Below are 19,443 nucleotides of genomic sequence, written 5' to 3'. Positions count from 1 at the left end.
GCGTAACATTGGTGCTTTGTTTGATAGTACCAAAACTATTGCACGTGTATTAGAGACACATTAAAACTGAATTAGAATTGCATTAGAATTTACAGCCGGATGCATAATTGTTATACCAATCGTTCCTAACGGAACGAAATAAACGCCATCATTTCTATCTACCAACCAATTGTTCCTACATAACAACCATGGTGAATGCATTTTTACCACTATTAAAGCTAGAATGATAAGCATTAGTTTATTCTCTCGCAAAGACGCTAAGACGCAATTCTCATTTATTAAAAAATTTGCTTTTTCTTTACGTGAGCAAAAAATCACATGATTGATACGACTTCTTTTGTGAAAGCAATTCTTTAATCCCAAAAGGTATCACTACCTATTCAATACAACCTAAATAATGTTCCTACGGAACATCTGGTTGGTAGAATAATAAGAAATTAAACAGCGTTCCGTAGGAACGCCTGGTAACAGCAAAATGTGCACTCATATCCTTAAAACACCAGATTCGTGTCTAAAGGTTTATCCTTTTAAAAACTCCACTATAAAAGTACTGCCTCTCTCCGCGCCGGGTTCTATGCGGATAGTGCCTTTAAAAAGCTCTATTATTTTGCTGGTGATGTACAATCCTATACCGCTGCCTGCTATGCTCTTATCCTTATTAGCCCTAAAAAATGGGTTGAAGATCTTTTCAGCGTTCTCTTTACTAATACCCGGGCCCTGGTCTGTAACTGCAATTTTTATGTGAGATACCGTTGCTTCAAAACTTAAGGTAACGGGGTGCGGTTCGGAGTATTTAAAGGCGTTATCAATAATATTGTTCAGGGCAATGTACAGCATGGATTTATTGGCCAAAATGGTTAACTGTTCATCATCATCAGGCAGGGTGGCCAGCTGAATTTTGAGCATCCCCGCCCCTTTGCGCACCGACCATTGCTCCTCCAGCTCCCACACCAGTTCATCAACCCTCACCGGGCTTAGTTTAGCTTGTGTATAGTTCAGGTCAACCTGCGCAAGCTCCATCAGGCTGGTAATGGTTTCCTGCAGGCGCGCACCATCGGTAGCTATCGACGACAGGATACGCTCGTACTCTACCTTGTCGCGGTCTTTCTCCAGCGCAACCTCAACCTCGCCCATTATACTGGTAAGCGGTGTGCGTAGCTCATGCGATGCATTGGCTACAAAGGTTTGCTGTAACTCAAAGGCATTTTGCAGGTGGGCCAGCAAGCGGTTAAAGTTATCTATCAGCTCGGATATCTCATCCTTACTTTTAACCTGGCTTACCCGCAGGTGCAGGTTGCTGGAGCGGATGTTCCTGATCTGGGCGATGACCTTATCAACCGGCGAGAGCGCCTTCTGCGCAAATTTACGCCCCGCAAAAAACAATATCACTCCAAAAACAACAAAAAGGGAGCTGGCTATCTGCCCCAGGATGATCATCCGGCGTTGCGAGTTGACATCAATTGCCGATGCCAGGATCACAAAATCGCCCTGGTTGTCATGATAAAACCGGCCCACCACTTTACGCCGGCCCTCTTCATACTGGATGTACCCATCCTTGCGCACCTGGTTGATAATGTTTTTTGTCCAGTAGATGTTATGATCCATTTTAAAGGCCGACATGTCATTACGGTCGTAAATACGGATCACCTCGCCCGACAATTTTTCGAGATACTGCTGTTGTATTTGCAGCAGCGAATCGGCTGCCAGTTCATCTGCTTTAAGATATAATTGCGAGGCAAGATTGGTACGGTCGGTTAAGCGACTATAAAAATCGGCCGTAAAGAATGAGTACACGGCTATATACAAGGCCACCAAAACAACCAGCAGCGCCCCCGAACTGATGAGCGTAAAATAAAGCGAGAGCCGGGTTTTTATTTTCAATTTAAGAATATTTATCTTTTATTTCTATCGACTTAACAAACTCCTGATAGATGTATAAACAAGCCTCATTTTTATCAAAAAATCGTTCTAAGGAATGTACTGATCCTTTTTCTTTAAAATACACCTCATATGCTAAACCATGCTTTCCCCCAACTATTGTTAAAGCAATTTTATCATTATCATCTGTCGATCCATACAGCCCGTGTAAATAATAATCTGTTTCGGGTATACCTAATTCTTTCAGCTTAAAATGCAAATCTTCTAATTCCATTCCTTGTTAGTCCTTTAGAATATACCCCATACCAATAACCGTATGGATCAGTTTTTTATCAAACCCCTTCTGTATTTTATTGCGCAGGTAGTTTACGTAAACATCAACCATATTGGTGCCGGTATCAAAATTTATACCCCACACCCGCTCCATAATAAACTCGCGCGATAGCAGCTTATTGGGGCTTTTGATGAACAGTTCTAAAAGGCTGTATTCTTTAGCGGTAAGGTTTATCTGTTTGCCCTCACGCTCGGCGGTTTTATCCCATGTATTTAGTTTAAGGCCGCCAAAGCTCAGGATGTGATCATCCCCATCGGCCAGTTTTTTACGGCGCAGCAGGGCCTCTATCCGCGCAAGCAGTTCATTAAAATGGAATGGCTTAACCAAATAATCGTCAGCACCCGAGTGCAGGCCGTTCACTTTATCATCAATTGTACCCAGGGCACTTAACATTAACACAGGCAGTTGGGGTTGGTGCCTGCGTACCTGCCGGCAAATTTCGATGCCGCTCATATCCGGCAGCATTACATCCAATATCACCAGGTTATATTCGGTTGCCTGCACCATTTCTAAAGCAGTTTCGCCGGTATCGGCAATATCTACTTCATAATCGTGTTCGTTAAGGCCTTTTTTTATAAATGATGATACCTTTTCTTCATCTTCTATAACACAGATCCTGATCATGCTGAGCGTTTTTTCAAATATGAAAATATTCAAGGTAAATTGCGCTTGTTTGTCAATTTACTTTCACAAATATACATTACAAGCCATATAAAGCCTGCCTGTGTTTGATGGCGAAACCCATTTTATTAGGTTTGCAGCCATGACAACTCTCTCCGGCACCAAACTACACCCTGCAATAATCCCTTTAATGGCCGTTGCCGCAGGTGTTACGGTAGCAAACATATACTACAACCAGCCCATCCTTAAAGACATTGGCGAATCTGTACATGCCTCAGGCGCCGAAATTGGGAAGGTATCCATGTTTGCACAACTGGGTTATGGTTTGGGGATGTTCTTTTTGATCCCACTGGGTGATAAAGTAAACCGTAAACGGCTCATCTTATTGTTAAGCACCTTATTGATGATAACCCTTGCGGGGTTTAGTTTTGCTACAAAGCTATACCAGGTTTACGCATTGAGTTTATTTGTTGGCCTTTTTGCAACATCGGCCCAGATACTGATGCCTATGGCGGCCACGCTTGATAGTGTTAACCGCGGCAAAACAGTCGGCAAGGTTTTCAGCGGGATATTGGTGGGGATATTAGGCGCCCGGGTTATCAGCGGGTTAATTGCCGGCTGGCTGGGATGGCGTTTTGTTTACGGTATATCGGCAGGTATGGTATTTATTGTTGCTATACTGCTTAAACTTTATTTGCCAAACGTGCCGCCTAAATTTAAGGGCAATTACGTTGGTTTGCTTAAATCAGCATTATCATTAGTGGGCGAGTTTAAAATATTAAGGCAGGGTGCATTATTAGGCTTTTTCACCTTCGGCATCTTTTGCTCTTTCTGGACTACCTTAACCTTCCACTTGAGCAACGCGCCGCTTAATTTTTCGGCCAGCACTATAGGTTTGTTTGGTTTTATAGCCATTGGCGGTGCATTGGTAGCCCCATGGTTTGGCAAACTGGCCGATAAGGGCAACACACACCGCTCCCTGCTTATTTCAGTGGGGATGATCATCGCGAGTGTTATCCTGCTTAAAATTTTCCCTTATTCTATCGCGGCGCTTGTTATAGCCATCTTCTTCCTGGATATTGGCGTGCAGGCTACCCAGATAACCAACTTTGCCCGTATTTATGCGCTTGATGAACATGCACACAGCAGGCTCAACACTATTTATATGACCACCTATTTCATAGGCGGCTCGGCAGGTACTTATTTTGGGCTGTTATCATGGAAAATGGGCGAATGGAACATGAGCACCTGGCAAATGCTCCTTTGGGGCGTTATTGCGATCGGTATCGTACTAATAAGTAAAGACAAAAAAGCCGGATCAAGCGTCCACGCTTGACTTTAAGTACTCGTCAGCGTCCACGCTGCTGTATTGCCGTGAGCGTGGACGCTCACAATTATTATCATTCAAGCGTGGACGCTTGAACGGGCGTATTATTAAACGTCCCCCTTTACCTTTTCCTTTAAATGATCGGCCAGCCGTATGGTTAGCGCGGTTAGCGTTAAGGTTGGGTTTGGCGCGGCGGCAGTTGCATAGCAGGATGCCCCGGCCATATACAAATTGGCTATGCCGTGCACTTTGCAGTTAGCATCAACCACACCTTTTTTAGGGTCATCGGCCATGCGGGTTGTACCCATGTGGTGCCAGCCCCCGCCGGTAAATGATGGCCAGGTGTTATCATTCTCGTCCTGCAGGTAATCCATCAGGCGTACCCTGCCTGCGGCGCTGATGCCCATTTGTTCGCCTATTATTTTGTAGATGCTGCGCAGGCTGTGCTTCTCAAGCGGGGTAAGCTCCCAATGCAGGGTAGCGCGTGGTACGCCAAGCGCATCTTTTTCAGTTTCTAACGTAACGCGGCTATCAGGATTTGGCGCCTGTTCTATCCGTGTAAACAGTTCAAATGCCTTGTGGCTTTTAAAGGTCTTTTCTTTTTTAGCTTTTTCCTGATCGGCGTGCATAAATGCGTTGGTTTTGGCGGTATCGGCGCTCCAAAGATCGATCATCGGCGTGTGCGTTTTGGCTATCTCTAAAGGCGTTAACGAAGCCGTACCGTTTAGTATGCGGTACTTGCGTTGCAGCTCCTCGCTTATGGCCAGTTCGGCGCGGTGTTTAACGCCCCAATCCCACTGGTAAAGTTTAAGCTCCTGGGGTTTGGTGAGCCACAGTTCGGCCGATTTTATCTCCAAATGCTCCATAAAGTAACGGCCCACGTTATCATTTTGGTTACCCAGGCCTTTGGGCGCCTGCTTGTTTGATGCCAGTAATAGGCGCGCATTCTGGATAGAGCAGCAGGCAACAATAAATTGCTTTGCCCTAACCGTATGCTGTTTACCGGCCAGGTTTTTCACAGTAACTTCCTTTATGGCGGATAAACCTTCGTTTGCGGTAATATCCGTTACATTGGCGTAGGTGTACAGATGGATGTTGGGCGCTTTTACAATGGTATCGCGGTACTTGGTGCCAAAACGTGTTGGCGGGCTAAACTGCCATATTTTATTAAAAACGGCCTTATCATCAAGCGGCAGCAATGTTAGGTCGGGGTCTTTATCCTGCCAGTATTTTACATCGTACTCATAAGGGCCCAAATCAAGGTTTTTGTGAGCACGGGCATAGTATGGGTCCAGGTCTTCACGTTTGATGGGCCATCCGCTATGCGGCACCCAATCGCGTTCTTTAAAATCAATAGGGTCAAAAGGCGAGCAGAAGCCTGCCCAGTGCCCGGTTGTGCCGCCAAAGTAATGCAGCCGTGCCGATTCGAGCGGGTAGTAACGCTGCCCGGTAACTTTGCCTTTGTACAGGTCCTGCATTTGGGCTTCGTACTCAAAGCCTCCACCTTCAAGCAATATTACTTTGTAGGGGGTGTTCAGCCATTCGAGCGCCATACTTATACCGGCCGCCCCCGATCCTACTATACAAATATCGCCTTCAATAATGCTGTTGTTATCAATATTTCTCGCGTCGATATGCATGGCCGGTTATGATTTAAGTAATGAATAAAGCGCGCACTGCCTGGCTTCGGTTACCGACATTACCCAGCCCTTTACCACAAGTGTATTGCCCTGTTTAAAATCGGCTGTTACCTGTTTATCAAGCATGGCTTGTATCTCGTTCTTACCCAGCGCGGCATCTTTACCACCCAAAAGCAGTTGCGATAATTTCTCTTTATTATCCTCGGCAGCATGGGTTTTACGGTAGGCCAGCCCGGCCTGGTTAATCGTTTTATCATCTACCAGTTGCGAAAGTAAATAGGGCTGTGCCACCGCCATTTCTTTAGACCCACCGCAGCCATGCACCATTGGCAGGGTAAGCGCCATCGCGGTAAAGGCCGATAGTTTTACAAATAACCTCCGTTCCATACTTTTCAATTTTTCACCACTTCCAGTTTCATGCTTTCTACGCCCCGTTCTTTGATCAGTTCGGTATAATTTGTTAGCGTAAACTTTTTATTAACCAGCGCCTTAAACTCCGGCGATAGCAGCATGTTCAGTTCGGTTTCGCGGTGCAGGGCGGTAAGCGGTTTGCCTGCTTTGGTGTTCATCATGCTGCTGTTCATATCAAACAGGGCGTTCATTTCGGGCGTTTGCAGGGCAACGTGTATCACCACCAGGTTTGGCCTGTTTTTACTTAGCTTGTTGGTTACATAGGCCAAAAAGGCTTTCTTTTTGGTAGCTACAGGCTCGCCCCACATTTCTTTGTAGGTTTCGCCAAAGTAAACGGTTTCGCTTAGGGTTGATATGCCCAGTTTATATTTACGGGCCAGCTTTTCGGTAAGCGCGCGCAATGCCGGGGTTGATAACGCTATGCCCATGTGCGGGTCTATGTATGATATTTTTAAGCCCGATGCCAGCGCCCTTTCTATCTGTGCCGATAATTCTTTCTCTACCTCTTCTATCTTATACCCGCTTTTGGCAAAAGCCCCTGTCGACTGCGGAAAATAGCCCACCGCATCAACCAAACTTGGCACCGCCTCGCGCCCGGTAACCGGCCCCCAACGGTAATTTTTCCATTCGGATGTAAGCGTTAAATGGACGCCCACGCTTATCTGCGGGTTCTTTTTCAGTATCTCTACTGCTTCCTGGTACCATGGGCAGGCAAACTGCACCGATGCCGAGAAGGGCATTTTGGTATCGGCCATTTTTTGCATGGCCTTGTTTACGGAATGGTTCATGCCGATATCGTCAAGCCTTAGCATCAGCCGCGGCAAAACCTGGATGGACATTTGTGCCGATGCCGTTTTCAGCACAGCAACGCTTAACAATAAAAAGAACAGGTATTTTATATTTTTCATGGCAGATATTATTGCTAATTATACTTTTAAGAAGGCCTTTTTTCGGTACAGGAAATACATAAACATCCACTTAACCATAATAAAGCAGATGGCCATTACCACGATATTGTAGGGACTGCCAACCCACTCCCCCAGCCAGCCAAAAAAGCCATTGGTAGCGTAGTTCCAGTTGATGAATTTGCTGGAGATGTAGATAAGGATAGAGTTCATGCCTATCACCTTAAAAAAGAAAGCCCATTTCTGATAGCCCAGCACATCTATCACATAGTAAAACAAAGCCAGCAACAGTAAGCTCAACCCGCCCACCTGCATCACAAACGAGCTTGTCCACAAGTTTTTATTGATCGGGAAATCGAGGTTCCAGATCTGCGCTATCACCAGGAATATAACACCAGCCACAGCCAGTATAAATGCTTTACGCCCTTTATGCTGATGCCCGGTTTTTAACAGCGTACCAGCCAGTATGCCCAACAAACCTGTACTGATAGCCGGGATGGTAGAGAACAGCCCTTCGGGATCATGAATACCCAGGTAAAGTTTGCCCGGTAACAGCAGCCTATCCATATACGATGCAAAGTTGCCCGGCATGGTGAGGTCGCCATACGGGAAGCCCGGAGCCGACGTAAATTTCATTAAAAGCCAGTACCCGATAATGAAAAACCAAAACCAGGCTATTTGCCATTTGCGGTTGGCATACAGGTAAATAATATTGGCAAACATATAAGCGATACCGATGCGGCCCAGTACCGACGCAAAACGGATCTCGTCGATAGTTTTCAGCGTTTTCAACCCGTTATTAACCAGTAAGCCAAGCAGTATTAATATAATAGCACGTTTTATAACACGTAATACCAATTGCGGCCTGCTCGCGCCTTTTTCCAATTCGCGACCAACAGAATATGGCGTGGCCACTCCCGCCAGGAACAAAAACAGCGGGAAAATCAGATCGTACAAATGAAAACCGTTCCAATCCGGATGGGTAAACTGGTTGGCAATGCTGCCCCAAAATGGCGAACCGGTTGCCTTGGCAAGGGTATGAAAAATCTCCTCGCCGCCCAGTATCCAAAACATATCAAACCCGCGCAGGGCATCTAACGAATACAGGCGTTCATAGGTAAACGGCGATGTGTTTACATCAGCAGCACCGGCAGTGCCATCGGCTTTTTTTGCGGTCATAGTGTTATGATAATAAAGGGTTGAACGCGCCGGCTAAGGGTACCGGCATTGGGTTTATGAATGTATCTTTAAATATAGGATACTTTTTAAATAATTTACAAAAGTATTTTCTATAATTATTAAAAAGGGATTGTCAGTCTGAGCTTGTCGAAGACCTGAACGAGCTGCAATACCAGCGAGTGGTTCGACAAATTCACCATGACATACCCACCTTTGTCAGTCTGAGCCTGTCGAAGACCTGAACGCTTTGCAATGTCGGCGAATAGTTCTACAAGCTCACCATGACATACCTACCACTGTCAGTCTGAGTTCGTCGAAGACCTGAACGCTATACATTATTTGCAACTTTTACTAACTTAGTTATAATGAACCAATATCATGTTTATATACTGCTATGTAGCGACGGCTCTTATTATACTGGTGTAACCAATAATATTGAAAGACGCATGATCGAGCACGAGTCTGGTGAAAACCCCAATTGTTACACATTTAAACGCAGGCCTCTTAAACTGGCCTTCAATGAGGTTTTTGCTGACATTAACCAAGCTATCGCATTTGAAAAGCAGGTTAAAGGATGGCGAAGAGCTAAGAAAGAAGCCATCATAAATGATAGATGGGACTTACTTCCTGAATTAGCAAAGTCGGCGAATGGTTCGACAAGCTCACCATGACATACCCACCTTTGTCAGTCTGAGCCTGTCGAAGACCTGAACGCTTTGCAATACCGGCGAATGGTTCGACAGGCTCACCATGACATACCCACCTTTGTCAGTCTGAGCCTGTCGAAGACCTGAACGCTTTGCAATACCGGCGAATGGTTCGACGGGCTCACCATGACATACCTGCCTTTTGTCAGTCTGAGCTTGTCGAAGACCTTAGTCGGCGAGTGGTTCGGCAAGCTCACCATGACAGTTCCACCCCCTTGTCAGTCTGAGCTTACCGAACCTTCTTACCGAACCAGCGGTATATAAAAATGCGTGATTTACGGTATATGGGTTGAGGCCTAATTAAGGCACTTTTAATACATCATTTGCAATACACCAAATTGGCTTCCCCCGGTCATGGTTTACCATTTGATCCTATTTTTATTGACATGTGTAAAAACAAAACCCAGTTTAAAAGGCACGCCCTTTTTAAGTTTTTAGCCTTACTGCTTTTAATATCCCCCACCAGGATACTGGCACAAACCAATCAAACCGATAGCCTTAGTATTGTATTAAAAAAGCAGCTATCAGAACTGAACTTGAAATTTGAGGCCGAACACAAACAGAAACTGATACAGCAGCAGCAATTTGCCAACAACAGACGCAATACCACCATAGCAGTAATAGCAGTGCTGTTTGCCAGGGGGGCGATCCTCGGCTATCAATCGTACAGCCGTTACCGCTTAAAACAGATGGTGCTGTTGCAGTCGGCGATGCTGCACCAACTGGATATAGCTACCCAAGGCATTATAGAAGCTGAGGAAAAGGAGCGTAAACGTATAGCTGCTGATCTGCATGATGGCGTTGGGCAACTATTTTCGGCTGTACGCATGAACCTGAGCAGCCTGATGGATCGTGCTGTTTTAACCAATGCGGCCGAAAAGGCACTGGCCGAAAAAACCCTGGCCATGGTTGATGAAAGCTGTAAAGGAGTGCGTACCATTGCCCAACAGATGATGCCAAATATTTTACTGAAGACAGGCCTTGCAGCAGCTATAAAAGATTTTGTGAACAAGATAGACTCGCAGCACCTGAAAATAAACATGGAAGCTTACGGGCTTGAGGAACGACTGGATAACAATGTGGAGATAGTGCTTTACCGGGTGTTGCAGGAGTGTGTAAACAATGTGATAAAACACGCGCGCGCCAGCAGATTAGATATAAACCTTACCCGCGAAGGCAGGGATATATCTGTTACCATTGAAGATAACGGCATTGGCTTTAACGCAGCAGACAAGATGAAATTTGCAGGTATAGGCCTAAAAAACATCATTACCCGGGTTAAGTACCTAAAGGGCAGCGTCGACATCTCGTCTGACCAGAACAAAGGCACCCTGGTGGCTATTTATATCCCGCTTATGGCTTAAATTTAAAATAGCTTTTGGCATTAAAATAGCAAATATCCTGTATCACCTTACCCGTCCATGCCATATCATGCGGCAATTCGCCGTTCACAATATCTTCGGCAAAAAGGTTGCAAAGCAGCCTGCGGAAATACTCGTGCCGGGGAAACGACAGGAAACTGCGCGAATCGGTAAGCATGCCTATAAAACGGCTCAGTAAGCCCATGTTTGATAGGGCGTTGATCTGCCTGGTCATGCCATCCTTTTGATCCTGGAACCACCATGCCGAGCCGTATTGTATCTTACCGGCTACCGAGCCATCGTTAAAATTGCCTATCATGGCGGCCATCATTTCGTTATCTGCCGGGTTTAGGTTGTAAATGATGGTTTTGGCGAGGCGGTCGTCTTTATCCAGTTTATTCAAAAATTTGGATAGCGGCCTGGCCTGGTTAAAATCGCCGATAGAATCAAACCCCGTATCTGGCCCAAGCTGGCTTAACAAACGGCTGTTATTGTTACGCAAAGCCCCTAAATGAAACTGCTGCACCCAATCCTTTTCCTGGTTCCACACCGCAAAATTATACAGCATAGCCGATTTGAATTTCACCTTTTCTGAATTGGTAACTTTTTTTTCGGCACGCACCTTTTCAAAGATCTCGCGTATTTCCTCGTCGGTGTATTCTTCGGCGTAGATATGCTCAAGGCCGTGATCAGATACCGTACAGCCGTTTGCCGCGAAGTAATGATGGCGATTTTTCAGCGCGTATAAATAATCCTCAACCGAATTTATGGTGGTGTTTGATATCTCTTCTAATTTAGTGACGTAAGCATTCAGGGCTACTACATCCTCAATGTACATGGCCTTATCAGGCCTGAAGGCCGGGTACACCTTTACCTCTGCCCCATCCTTTTTTAACTGGCTGTGGTGGCACAGGTCATCCAGCGGGTCGTCTGTGGTGCATATTACATCAACATTCATTTTTTTGATAAGCTGCTGTACCGAAAACTCCGGGCTGTGCAGCTTTTCGTTACAATCAGCATATATAAATTCGGCTGTGCCGGGCATCAGGCGGGAGGTGATCCCGAAGTAGCGCTGCAGTTCCAGGTGTGTCCAGTGGTAAAGCGGGTTACGCAGGGTGTAAGGAACGGTTTCGGCCCATTTATCAAATTTTTCGTTATCAGGTTTACCCCCGGTAATATACCCTTCGTCAATACCATTGGCGCGCATGGCCCGCCACTTGTAATGGTCGCCGTTTAGCCAGGCGCGGGTAATATTATCAAAGTTAATGTTGTTGGCTATCTGATCGGGCGGCAGGTGGCAATGATAATCTATAATAGGGAGGTCTTTGGCATGGTCGTGATACAACTCTCGGGCCACATCAGATTGCAGCAAAAAATCCTCGTCCAAAAAACTTTTCATAACTGGCTAATAAAACGGCAATGTATTAAACATTTTCGACAGATTTTACGCCCATGATCTGCAAACGTTTTTAGGCCCAGGTGATTTTTAAAGACTGCCCGCCGTTAATAGTATATTCTATATTCCCCCTGCTGGTGGTTTTACCTTTAACGTCCTGCTTCTGCCCACTGGCTGTTACCGTAAATTTTGGTAATTTTTTGTTATCCATTTTCACGATAACCAGCCGGCTTGTTAACCTGCTATCGCCCAAAATGGTAAATTTAATTGATTTGCCTTTGCGGGCATTAAATGATGAGGTAGGGTAATCTACCGAGATCATAAAACTTTCACCGGGTACGCGCAAATAATGGCGTGGCAATATCCCAAACGCGTTACCTGCGCCATAAACCTCCTGCCCAACCTCTCCGCTCTTCTCCCAACCGTCATGCAGGTCCTCTAATGCTATCCAAAGTTTGGGGTCAACCTCGCCTATCTTTACTTTGTCAGATAACATCTCTTTTGGCAGCATGGTTGGGTAATAATAAATGGCCCTGTTAACCAGGTATTTTATATACTCGGCCAATAACAAGGATATTGATGGCAGGATATCTTCGCCCTCAGCGTGTTTCAAGTAATCATGCAGGGCGCAAAAAACTTCCTGCTCTTCATAAACAGCCGTGTAAGGAGCATCATTAAGCGGGAACAAACAAAAGAACGACGGGAAATTCTTGCCGTAGCCATAGTCGCATTCCCAAAGCTTCACATTTTTAAATATGTTAGCCAGGCACAGGTAACTTAATTCCTTGTATAATTTATTACCCGTTATTTTTGAGAGCCTGAGCAATGCCCCGGCAGAAAAAGCTGTGTTATTAGCCTGGTAAAATAAACCGAACCCAAGCCCCTGTAATTTTTTTGCGGCTGTTTCTGCTTCGTTGAGATAGCGTTTTTCCCCGGTTAACTCATAAGCCTGCAACATGATGTGGGCGTACAAGCCGGGTACATCGTGCTCGCCCCCCATACCGGGCGCGGTTTCTGCTTTGATAACTTCCAGCGTATCCATTTTATAGAACACCGGCCATTGGTATTTAAAATGATGTGCCACTTTAATAGCAAACTCCAATGAACCAATAAAAAGTTTTTCGGCAATCTTATCGCCTTTTAGCGCCAGGCGCGAGAGGTTAAGCAACGGATGGTGCAGGTACCAGGAATCCATGGTCATGGGCTCTTTTTGCTCTTCCTCGCCTTCCAATTTATCGGCAGCGGCCGGGAGCCAGCGCATAATGGTTTTTAGCTTGTCGTCATAAAAGGTGGGGAGGGCTTCTCTGATACCTTTTATGACATCCATTTTTTTACCGCTCCATTCCACATAATCGGTAAGGGGTAAAAGCACGGCCAGCTGCACCATAATTTCGGGCGGGGTTACGTAATCGCTCACGTAGGCATTGAAATAAGCATGCCCGGCCACCTGGCTCCAGCAACCCGGGCTATCTATCAGATCAAATAAACCTTTTTCTAATGCCTCGGGCCAATCCTGGTAATTGGTATCGGGTTTGGGCAGTTGTAAATACGCCCGGGCAAGCATATCCAGGTATTGCTCAACCATTGCTGCTTCTTTGGCGGGTACTTCTGCCTCAAATATTACAATAGCGTCTGATATCACAACTTCTTTACCTGCTTGCAATGGCTTATCAGTTGTAGGTGCAGGCCTGAAACCAAGTTCGGGCCATTCGCCACCAACGGTTTCGCCTGCGGTAGTTTCTGTTTGCCGGCAGTAATTATTTAAAGCTGTGAGGTTTTGCAGATACAGTACGGAACCGCATTTAGGCCGGGTAATATTAAAATATACCATGCCAGAGCGGGTGCCAACCTGTTTCACCTGTACTTTACCAGCGGTATTGCCGGGTTTGCCGTCATTACCGGGGATGATGACATCACGCGGCCAGAAGGGTATCAGCAAGTGTGTACGTGGTTTTAACGTGGTTGTGTATCGTAAACAGGTGTTGGTATCATCAGGGAATTGGATCTCGACGGTGATATCGCCAATTATGGCATCCAGGAAAAATATGATGCCGTTATCCGTTTCTGTTTGGGATTTTATAGTTAAACCGCCATCAGGTGAGTAACCTGTACGGAAAGCTATCTTGCCACCTTTGGGCCATTTGGCCAGCACCCAAAGTGAATCATTACTGCAATGGGCTGTAAATGTAAATGTATCAATCGTTTTTGCGTAAACAATCGTCGGTTTGCCATCCGAAAAATAGTTGCTGGCTGCCGCTGCCCATGGAGATATACCGCTCATAATGATAGTTTATGGTTTGTGTATCATCAACCAACCATAATGGCATGTTGTTTTTTAAATTATCGTATTAATTAAATATAAATAACATTACTTAAACACCTAAAGCTGCCAGGATCTCATTAATTGAAAACTTTGCCCCACATACGTATTCATCGGCGGCGCCGTAGTAAATAGTGAGTGTATCTCCATCCGCATCTAAAATATGGCCGTTGGTAAAAACCACGTGGCCAAAAAAGCCGGTAGTTTCATAAGCTTCGGTAGGCTCCATAACAGGCTCGGTAGTACGGGCAAGAACAATAGATGGATTAGCCAGATCCAGCAGTACTGCACCCAGGCAGTAACGGTGTTCTTTGGTGGCGCCATGGTATATTTCCAGCCAGCCCTTTTCGGTTTTTATAGGTGCGGCACCTGCGCCTACACGGCCGCTGTCCCACATCCCCTCTCGGGTTTTAAGGATACATTTATGATTACCCCAGTGTACCCCGTCAGGCGATTCGGCCAGCCAGATGTAATTGCCGCCAATATCAACACTGCTGGGGCGGTGCAGGGCATAATACAAGCCGTTTATCTTTTCCTCAAATATGGCAACATCCTTATTATGAGGTGGCAGTATCATGCCATAGGTTTCAAAATTTTTCCAGTCGGTAGTGGTGCGCATGCCTACGCCTACCCCACTGTCGCTAACTGCGGTAAAGGTTAGGTAATACTTATCTTCTAAAAAAGTTACCCGGCAATCTTCAATACCGAATGTTTGCAAGGGGCCTATGCCAAACAGTTTTTTATACCCTTCCGGCTCGTAGAAAGTGATACCATCGTCGCTGCAAAGCAAACGCAGGTGCGATAGCGTGGTTAAGTAATCAACGCCTTTATAACGCACCACCCGCGCATCGGTAGCTATCAGATCCGAATCATCAAGCGCTATTTCCATGATCTGGGTTTCGCCGCTTGCGGTAAGTATCGGGAACGAAACTTTCACCTCGGTTTGCTCGGGCCGTTCGGCTACACGTACCAGCAGCCATACCTTGCCATCAAACCTAAACACACCCGGGTTTAACAGGCAGGCAATGGTTAAGCCATCTATACTGGGTGTAAGGTCTTTAGGTGATAATAATGGGTTTTGCGGGAAACGTTTTGCAATATCAGCCATGGTAACTCTATTGGTACATATACTTCAACAGCATGTATTCGCAATGGTTTATAATAAAAAAACTTAACTAAAATTTGCGTAACCGAATGGTAACCTATACTTTTACGTAACCATACGGTTACAGATAAAATTAACATGAGAAGAGATGTATTCCAGGCCATTGCCGACCCTACCCGCCGCCAGATCATTAACCTGCTGGCCGGGCAACAGCTAAACCTTAACGCCGTTGCCGATAACTTTGACGTAAGCAGGCCTGCTATATCCAGGCATATAAAAATACTGACCGAGTGCGGCCTTATCACCATTAAACAGCAGGGACGCGAACGCTTTTGCCGCGCCGACCTGAAAAAACTGGAGCAGGTAGCCAAATGGACCGACCAGTACCGCGCCTTCTGGACCAGCAAACTGGACGCCCTTGAGGACTTTTTAACCAAGGAAGAAACCGAACAAAAACCAAAACATATATAATTATGGAAACAAAACCACTTGTAGTTGAGCGCACACTGAATGCGCCGGTAAGCCGCGTATGGCAGGCTTTAACCGATAACGAAAAAATGAAACAATGGTATTTTAAACTGGAAAGCTTTGAACCACGTGTTGGCTTTGAATTTAGTTTTAACGGCCAGGGCAGCAAGGGCGAAAGTTACAAGCATAATTGCCGTATTACAGCGGTTGAACCTGAGAAAAAGTTAAGCTATACCTGGGTGTATGATGGTTTTAGCGGCCACTCGGAAGTTACGTTTGAGCTTTTTCCCGAAGGTGATAAAACGCTGGTAAGGGTAACCCATACCGGGCTGGAAAGCTTTGTGCAAAATGGGCCGGATTTTGCTGCGGAAAGCTTTACCAAGGGCTGGAACCACATATTGGGCATCAGCTTAAAGGAATTTGTAGAGAAAGAAAATTAATACAAAAAAAGACCGGTGAAAGCTTATACTTTGCACCGGTCTCGCATTTATACATTATATGATTACCTGCCGCCTGTACGAGGTACAGTTGGCGCACCCACTGGTGTAGTACTTGGCTCTGTAGGCGAAGTTGCTGGCATTGGATTTGGCGTTGCCGGTGGTGTACCGGTTGGTGGTACACCTGGGGTAGGCGCCGGTGCAGTAGGTGTTGTTGGTACTGTAGGCGTAGTTGGGTTTGTTGGCACCGTAGGGTTTGTAGGACTGGTTGGCGCCGACGGGTTTGTAGGTGTTGTTGGATACGATGGCACAGCAGGCGTTGTTGGGCTTGTTGGTACCGTAGGCATTGCCGGGCTACCTGTTGGGGTAGTAGGTGTTGTTGTTGGCTTTGTTTTTTTAGTTTTTGATTTTTTAGGTACAGTGTCCTGGCTTACAGTTAAATTACCTGTTAACAAAGCAGCTTTATTTAATGCGGGGATGTTGTGACTTTTAGCCGCGGCATAATTGATACCGAAAGCAGCGATCGCCGTCGCCATTATTAAACTTATCTTTTTCATGGTATATATTATTTATTGGTTTATAACATTAACTATAGTGCAATGGTTGTGCCAAAAACGACATATACTGTATTTAAATTGATAATTAATGCTTAAAGTAGTACTTACCCCGCAACCATATTGCCACCTTCACTAAAATTATCAAAGCGGGAACTTCAACCAACGGGCCAATAACGCCGGCAAATGCCTCGCCCGAGTTGATGCCGAATACTCCTATAGCTACTGCAATAGCCAATTCGAAGTTATTACCCGCGGCTGTAAATGCGATGGACGCATTCTTAGAATAATCGGTCCCCATATACTTGCCGGTAAAAAAGCTAACCAGAAACATTACTGCAAAATAAATAACCAGCGGAACAGCGATCCGCAACACATCAAAAGGGATTTGTACAATCAGCTGCCCTTTTAAGCTGAACATCACCACGATGGTAAAAAGTAAGGCGATGAGCGTAATTGGCGATACAAGCGGTACGTATTTGGTTTGAAACCATTCTTCGCCCTTTAGTTTGATAAGGCTGTAGCGGCTGATTATCCCCAACGCGAATGGGATACCTAAATAGATACCTACACTTTTAGCGATCTCGGCTATGGTGATATTTACATCCAATCCTTTAAGGCCGAATAAAGGCGGCAATACAGTGATAAACACATAAGCGTAAACACTATACAACAGTACCTGGAAAATACTGTTTAAGGCAATGAGCCCCGCAGCGTATTCGCGGTTACCTTCTGCCAGTTCATTCCATACCACAACCATTGCAATACAACGGGCAAGGCCAATAAGGATCAACCCTGTCATATATTCCGGGTAATCTCTCAGAAATGTAATTGCCAGTGCAAACATCAGTACGGGCCCAACAATCCAGTTTAGAAACAGCGAGACACTTAGTACTTTTGTATCTTTAAATACCTCGCCCATGTTTTCGTATTTCACTTTGGCAAGCGGTGGGTACATCATCAAAATCAGCCCTATTGCTAAAGGTATATTTGTTGTCCCGCTTGAAAACGAGTTGATAAACCCGGATGATGACGGTATAAAATAACCAATGGCAACGCCGATAGCCATCGCAAGAAATATCCATAAGGTTAAGTACCGGTCTAAAAAACTCAGCTTTTTGCGGTTAGCTGCCGGGGCGCAATTGGTTGCTGCCATTGGTTAACTGATGTATTGTTTTACAAAATCGGCAGCATATGTTTTGATCATATCGCGCACCCTTTTAAATTCGTTCATCACCTCATCGGGTGTACCCGTAGCTTTCGCCGGATCGGGAAAATTGTAGTGTAAGCGCTGCACATTCCCCGGAAAATATGGGCAGGCCTCATTAGCGTTATCGCATACGGTTATCACCACATCAAAAGGGATAGTAAGGTATTCATCCACATGGTTTGAGGTATGTGCGGATATATCTATCCCATCATCGGCCATCACCTGTATGGCTTTAGGGTTAACGCCATGCGTTTCAATGCCGGCACTGTAAATATTGGCCTTATTGCCTGCAAAATACCGCAGGTAACCTTCTGCTATCTGGCTGCGGCAACTATTGCCGGTGCACAGTACTAAAATATTTTTCATCGTATCAATTAGCAGCAGCCGCCTCCCGGTGTGCAGCAGGCTGCATTTTCGGCAAGGTTTTGCAATTTTATTTTGGGTTTAACTTCTGCTACCGGCGTGCAGCATTCTTCGCCTTTATCATTGGTGCCGCAACTACCGCCACGTTCTATCGCTTTGCACTGTACGGCATCGGGCCTAAGGTCAACGATCAGGTTATCGCCGCTTGCAGTAATGTTTTTGGGCAGCATCTGGCGGGTATCAAACTGTGTATTACCAAATTCAATTTTAACAATGGCATCAGCATCAAGAGGCAATGCCTTTTCAACCAGATTTACAATTGACAGTGCTTTACTCACCTGCATGGCCCTGTCCTGTTCCTGGCCTTGCGGCTCCCAAAGTTGTACAATCACCTCCGTCCACTTGTTCATTACCCCGCCACAATCAACCGATGTTATAGGCGCCTGCTTAATTTCGGTAATATGATACGATGCATCCACCCACTTATCTTCGGCATACTGAAACTGCAGAACCAGCTCCGGATTTGCCTGTAATTGCTCTTTAAAAGATCCCCATTTTAAGTTTTCCATTTGTTTATAGTTTAATTAACCATCGCAATATTGCGATTGATTTAGTCAAAAAATTTTAGCAGCAGGTGTTTACATCTTTATATGATGCAAACATGTTGTTTATTTCATTTTGTAAATTTTTCCAGGCCACAGGCTCAATGCAATAGCAAATGCTAACACCTTCTATCGAGCCTTGTATCAGACCGGCATTTTTCAATTCTTTTAAGTGCTGAGAAATGGTAGCCTGTGCCAAACCAAGTTCATCAACCAAATCGCCACAAATACAGGCATTAGCCTTTATAATTTGTTGCAGAATAGCAATACGGGCCGGGTGTGCAATCGCCTTTAATTGCATAGCCAGCTTGTTTTGCTCGTTGGTAAAAATATCTGTTTTGGTAACGCCCATATCAATCGCAATATTACGATTAATATTTAACATGCAAGCTTTTTATTTTTATTTAGGCGTTGCCTGCGGCCAGGGCTTTACGCTCATACTGCACAGGCCTTAGCCGCTGTCGCGAGTTTAGCGCAGCGTAACTCGTGACAATGCATTAAGATAAGCATTCTGCTTACGTCAGCTGAAAGCTGACCTTGTGCCTATCACGAGCTGAAAGCTCGCGATAGCGAGCCCGGTATCCGCTGCAATCCCTAAAGCCTTTTATCAACGTTTAACCACTAC

At 45.4% G+C, this 19,443-nt stretch carries 20 protein-coding genes; 6 read left to right on the top strand and 14 right to left on the bottom strand.

Going from position 1 to position 19,443, the window contains the following annotated elements; translation table 11 throughout:
- Positions 1 to 519: 519 nt before the first annotated feature.
- Genes WC615_RS15695 through WC615_RS15685 form a run of 3 tightly spaced genes read right to left on the bottom strand, consistent with a single transcriptional unit; the run spans position 520 to position 2,836 of the window.
- Complete coding sequence (locus WC615_RS15695) at positions 520 to 1,881, bottom strand: ATP-binding protein (protein ID WP_372979023.1); 1,362 nt, start codon at positions 1,879 to 1,881, stop codon at positions 520 to 522.
- Between the two features lies 1 nt (position 1,882).
- Positions 1,883 to 2,152: a hypothetical protein gene (locus tag WC615_RS15690; RefSeq protein ID WP_372979022.1), complete on the bottom strand. Its 270-nt coding sequence runs from the start codon at positions 2,150 to 2,152 to the stop codon at positions 1,883 to 1,885.
- Between the two features lie 6 nt (positions 2,153 to 2,158).
- Entirely contained in the window at positions 2,159 to 2,836 is a 678-nt protein-coding gene (locus tag WC615_RS15685) for a response regulator transcription factor (RefSeq protein WP_372979021.1), read from the bottom strand.
- A gap of 139 nt (positions 2,837 to 2,975) precedes the next feature.
- On the opposite strand from WC615_RS15685, the gene WC615_RS15680 reads away from it, so the two are divergent.
- Positions 2,976 to 4,169, top strand: coding sequence for an MFS transporter (locus WC615_RS15680; protein ID WP_372979020.1), 1,194 nt, complete (start codon positions 2,976 to 2,978; stop codon positions 4,167 to 4,169).
- A 98-nt stretch (positions 4,170 to 4,267) separates the two neighbouring features.
- Here WC615_RS15680 and WC615_RS15675 read toward each other — a convergent pair whose 3' ends face one another.
- The 4 genes from WC615_RS15675 to WC615_RS15660 are packed head-to-tail and all read right to left on the bottom strand — an operon-like array spanning position 4,268 to position 8,295.
- Positions 4,268 to 5,800 carry an FAD-dependent oxidoreductase gene (locus WC615_RS15675; RefSeq protein ID WP_372979019.1) on the bottom strand — a complete coding sequence of 511 codons (1,533 nt, stop codon included), beginning with the start codon at positions 5,798 to 5,800 and terminating at the stop codon, positions 4,268 to 4,270.
- Positions 5,801 to 5,806: 6 nt separating this feature from the next.
- A complete protein-coding gene (locus tag WC615_RS15670; protein WP_372979018.1) occupies positions 5,807 to 6,187 on the bottom strand; it encodes a hypothetical protein in 381 nt (126 codons plus the stop codon).
- A gap of 5 nt (positions 6,188 to 6,192) precedes the next feature.
- Positions 6,193 to 7,119 carry a ChbG/HpnK family deacetylase gene (locus tag WC615_RS15665; protein ID WP_372979017.1) on the bottom strand — a complete coding sequence of 309 codons (927 nt, stop codon included), beginning with the start codon at positions 7,117 to 7,119 and terminating at the stop codon, positions 6,193 to 6,195.
- 18 nt (positions 7,120 to 7,137) lie between these two features.
- The gene (locus tag WC615_RS15660) at positions 7,138 to 8,295 is read right to left on the bottom strand and encodes an acyltransferase family protein (RefSeq protein ID WP_372979016.1); all 1,158 of its coding nucleotides are present in this window, start codon (positions 8,293 to 8,295) and stop codon (positions 7,138 to 7,140) included.
- Positions 8,296 to 8,660: 365 nt separating this feature from the next.
- Between WC615_RS15660 and WC615_RS15655 the strand changes: the two genes are divergently transcribed.
- Both WC615_RS15655 and WC615_RS15650 read left to right on the top strand, forming a co-directional pair.
- Positions 8,661 to 8,966: a GIY-YIG nuclease family protein gene (locus WC615_RS15655; protein ID WP_372979015.1), complete on the top strand. Its 306-nt coding sequence runs from the start codon at positions 8,661 to 8,663 to the stop codon at positions 8,964 to 8,966.
- A 422-nt stretch (positions 8,967 to 9,388) separates the two neighbouring features.
- Positions 9,389 to 10,366 carry a sensor histidine kinase gene (locus WC615_RS15650; RefSeq protein ID WP_372979014.1) on the top strand — a complete coding sequence of 326 codons (978 nt, stop codon included), beginning with the start codon at positions 9,389 to 9,391 and terminating at the stop codon, positions 10,364 to 10,366.
- Here WC615_RS15650 and uxaC read toward each other — a convergent pair.
- The 3 genes from uxaC to WC615_RS15635 form a co-directional block, all read right to left on the bottom strand.
- Positions 10,356 to 11,762 carry a glucuronate isomerase gene (gene uxaC / locus WC615_RS15645; protein ID WP_372979013.1) on the bottom strand — a complete coding sequence of 469 codons (1,407 nt, stop codon included), beginning with the start codon at positions 11,760 to 11,762 and terminating at the stop codon, positions 10,356 to 10,358. The genes WC615_RS15650 and uxaC overlap by 11 nt on opposite strands.
- Positions 11,763 to 11,832: 70 nt before the next feature.
- Positions 11,833 to 14,040, bottom strand: coding sequence for a hypothetical protein (locus WC615_RS15640; protein ID WP_372979012.1), 2,208 nt, complete (start codon positions 14,038 to 14,040; stop codon positions 11,833 to 11,835).
- A 91-nt stretch (positions 14,041 to 14,131) separates the two neighbouring features.
- Entirely contained in the window at positions 14,132 to 15,187 is a 1,056-nt protein-coding gene (locus tag WC615_RS15635; RefSeq protein ID WP_372979011.1) for a glycoside hydrolase family 130 protein, read from the bottom strand.
- Between the two features lie 135 nt (positions 15,188 to 15,322).
- On the opposite strand from WC615_RS15635, the gene WC615_RS15630 reads away from it, so the two are divergent.
- The 3 genes from WC615_RS15630 to WC615_RS15620 are packed head-to-tail and all read left to right on the top strand — an operon-like array spanning position 15,323 to position 16,575.
- Positions 15,323 to 15,655 (top strand): ArsR/SmtB family transcription factor, encoded by a 333-nt coding sequence (locus WC615_RS15630; protein WP_372979010.1) that lies wholly within the window; start codon positions 15,323 to 15,325, stop codon positions 15,653 to 15,655.
- Between the two features lie 2 nt (positions 15,656 to 15,657).
- Positions 15,658 to 16,092: an SRPBCC domain-containing protein gene (locus tag WC615_RS15625; RefSeq protein ID WP_372979009.1), complete on the top strand. Its 435-nt coding sequence runs from the start codon at positions 15,658 to 15,660 to the stop codon at positions 16,090 to 16,092.
- Positions 16,093 to 16,107: 15 nt separating this feature from the next.
- Entirely contained in the window at positions 16,108 to 16,575 is a 468-nt protein-coding gene (locus WC615_RS15620; protein ID WP_372979008.1) for a hypothetical protein, read from the top strand.
- A 156-nt stretch (positions 16,576 to 16,731) separates the two neighbouring features.
- Here the strand turns inward: WC615_RS15620 and arsB are convergent, their stop codons facing one another.
- Genes arsB through WC615_RS15600 form a run of 4 tightly spaced genes read right to left on the bottom strand, consistent with a single transcriptional unit; the run spans position 16,732 to position 19,170 of the window.
- A complete protein-coding gene (arsB, locus tag WC615_RS15615; protein WP_372979007.1) occupies positions 16,732 to 17,799 on the bottom strand; it encodes an ACR3 family arsenite efflux transporter in 1,068 nt (355 codons plus the stop codon).
- Between the two features lie 3 nt (positions 17,800 to 17,802).
- The gene (locus WC615_RS15610; RefSeq protein WP_372979006.1) at positions 17,803 to 18,219 is read right to left on the bottom strand and encodes an arsenate reductase ArsC; all 417 of its coding nucleotides are present in this window, start codon (positions 18,217 to 18,219) and stop codon (positions 17,803 to 17,805) included.
- Positions 18,220 to 18,227: 8 nt separating this feature from the next.
- A complete protein-coding gene (locus WC615_RS15605) occupies positions 18,228 to 18,785 on the bottom strand; it encodes a DUF6428 family protein (protein WP_372979005.1) in 558 nt (185 codons plus the stop codon).
- 55 nt (positions 18,786 to 18,840) lie between these two features.
- Entirely contained in the window at positions 18,841 to 19,170 is a 330-nt protein-coding gene (locus WC615_RS15600; protein WP_372979024.1) for an ArsR/SmtB family transcription factor, read from the bottom strand.
- Positions 19,171 to 19,443: the final 273 nt, after the last annotated feature.

The organism is Mucilaginibacter sp., assembly GCF_041663085.1.
GTDB lineage: Bacteria > Bacteroidota > Bacteroidia > Sphingobacteriales > Sphingobacteriaceae > Mucilaginibacter.
Note: the sequence above shows the minus strand (reverse complement) of the source record. Positions and strands in the feature narration are given on the sequence as shown.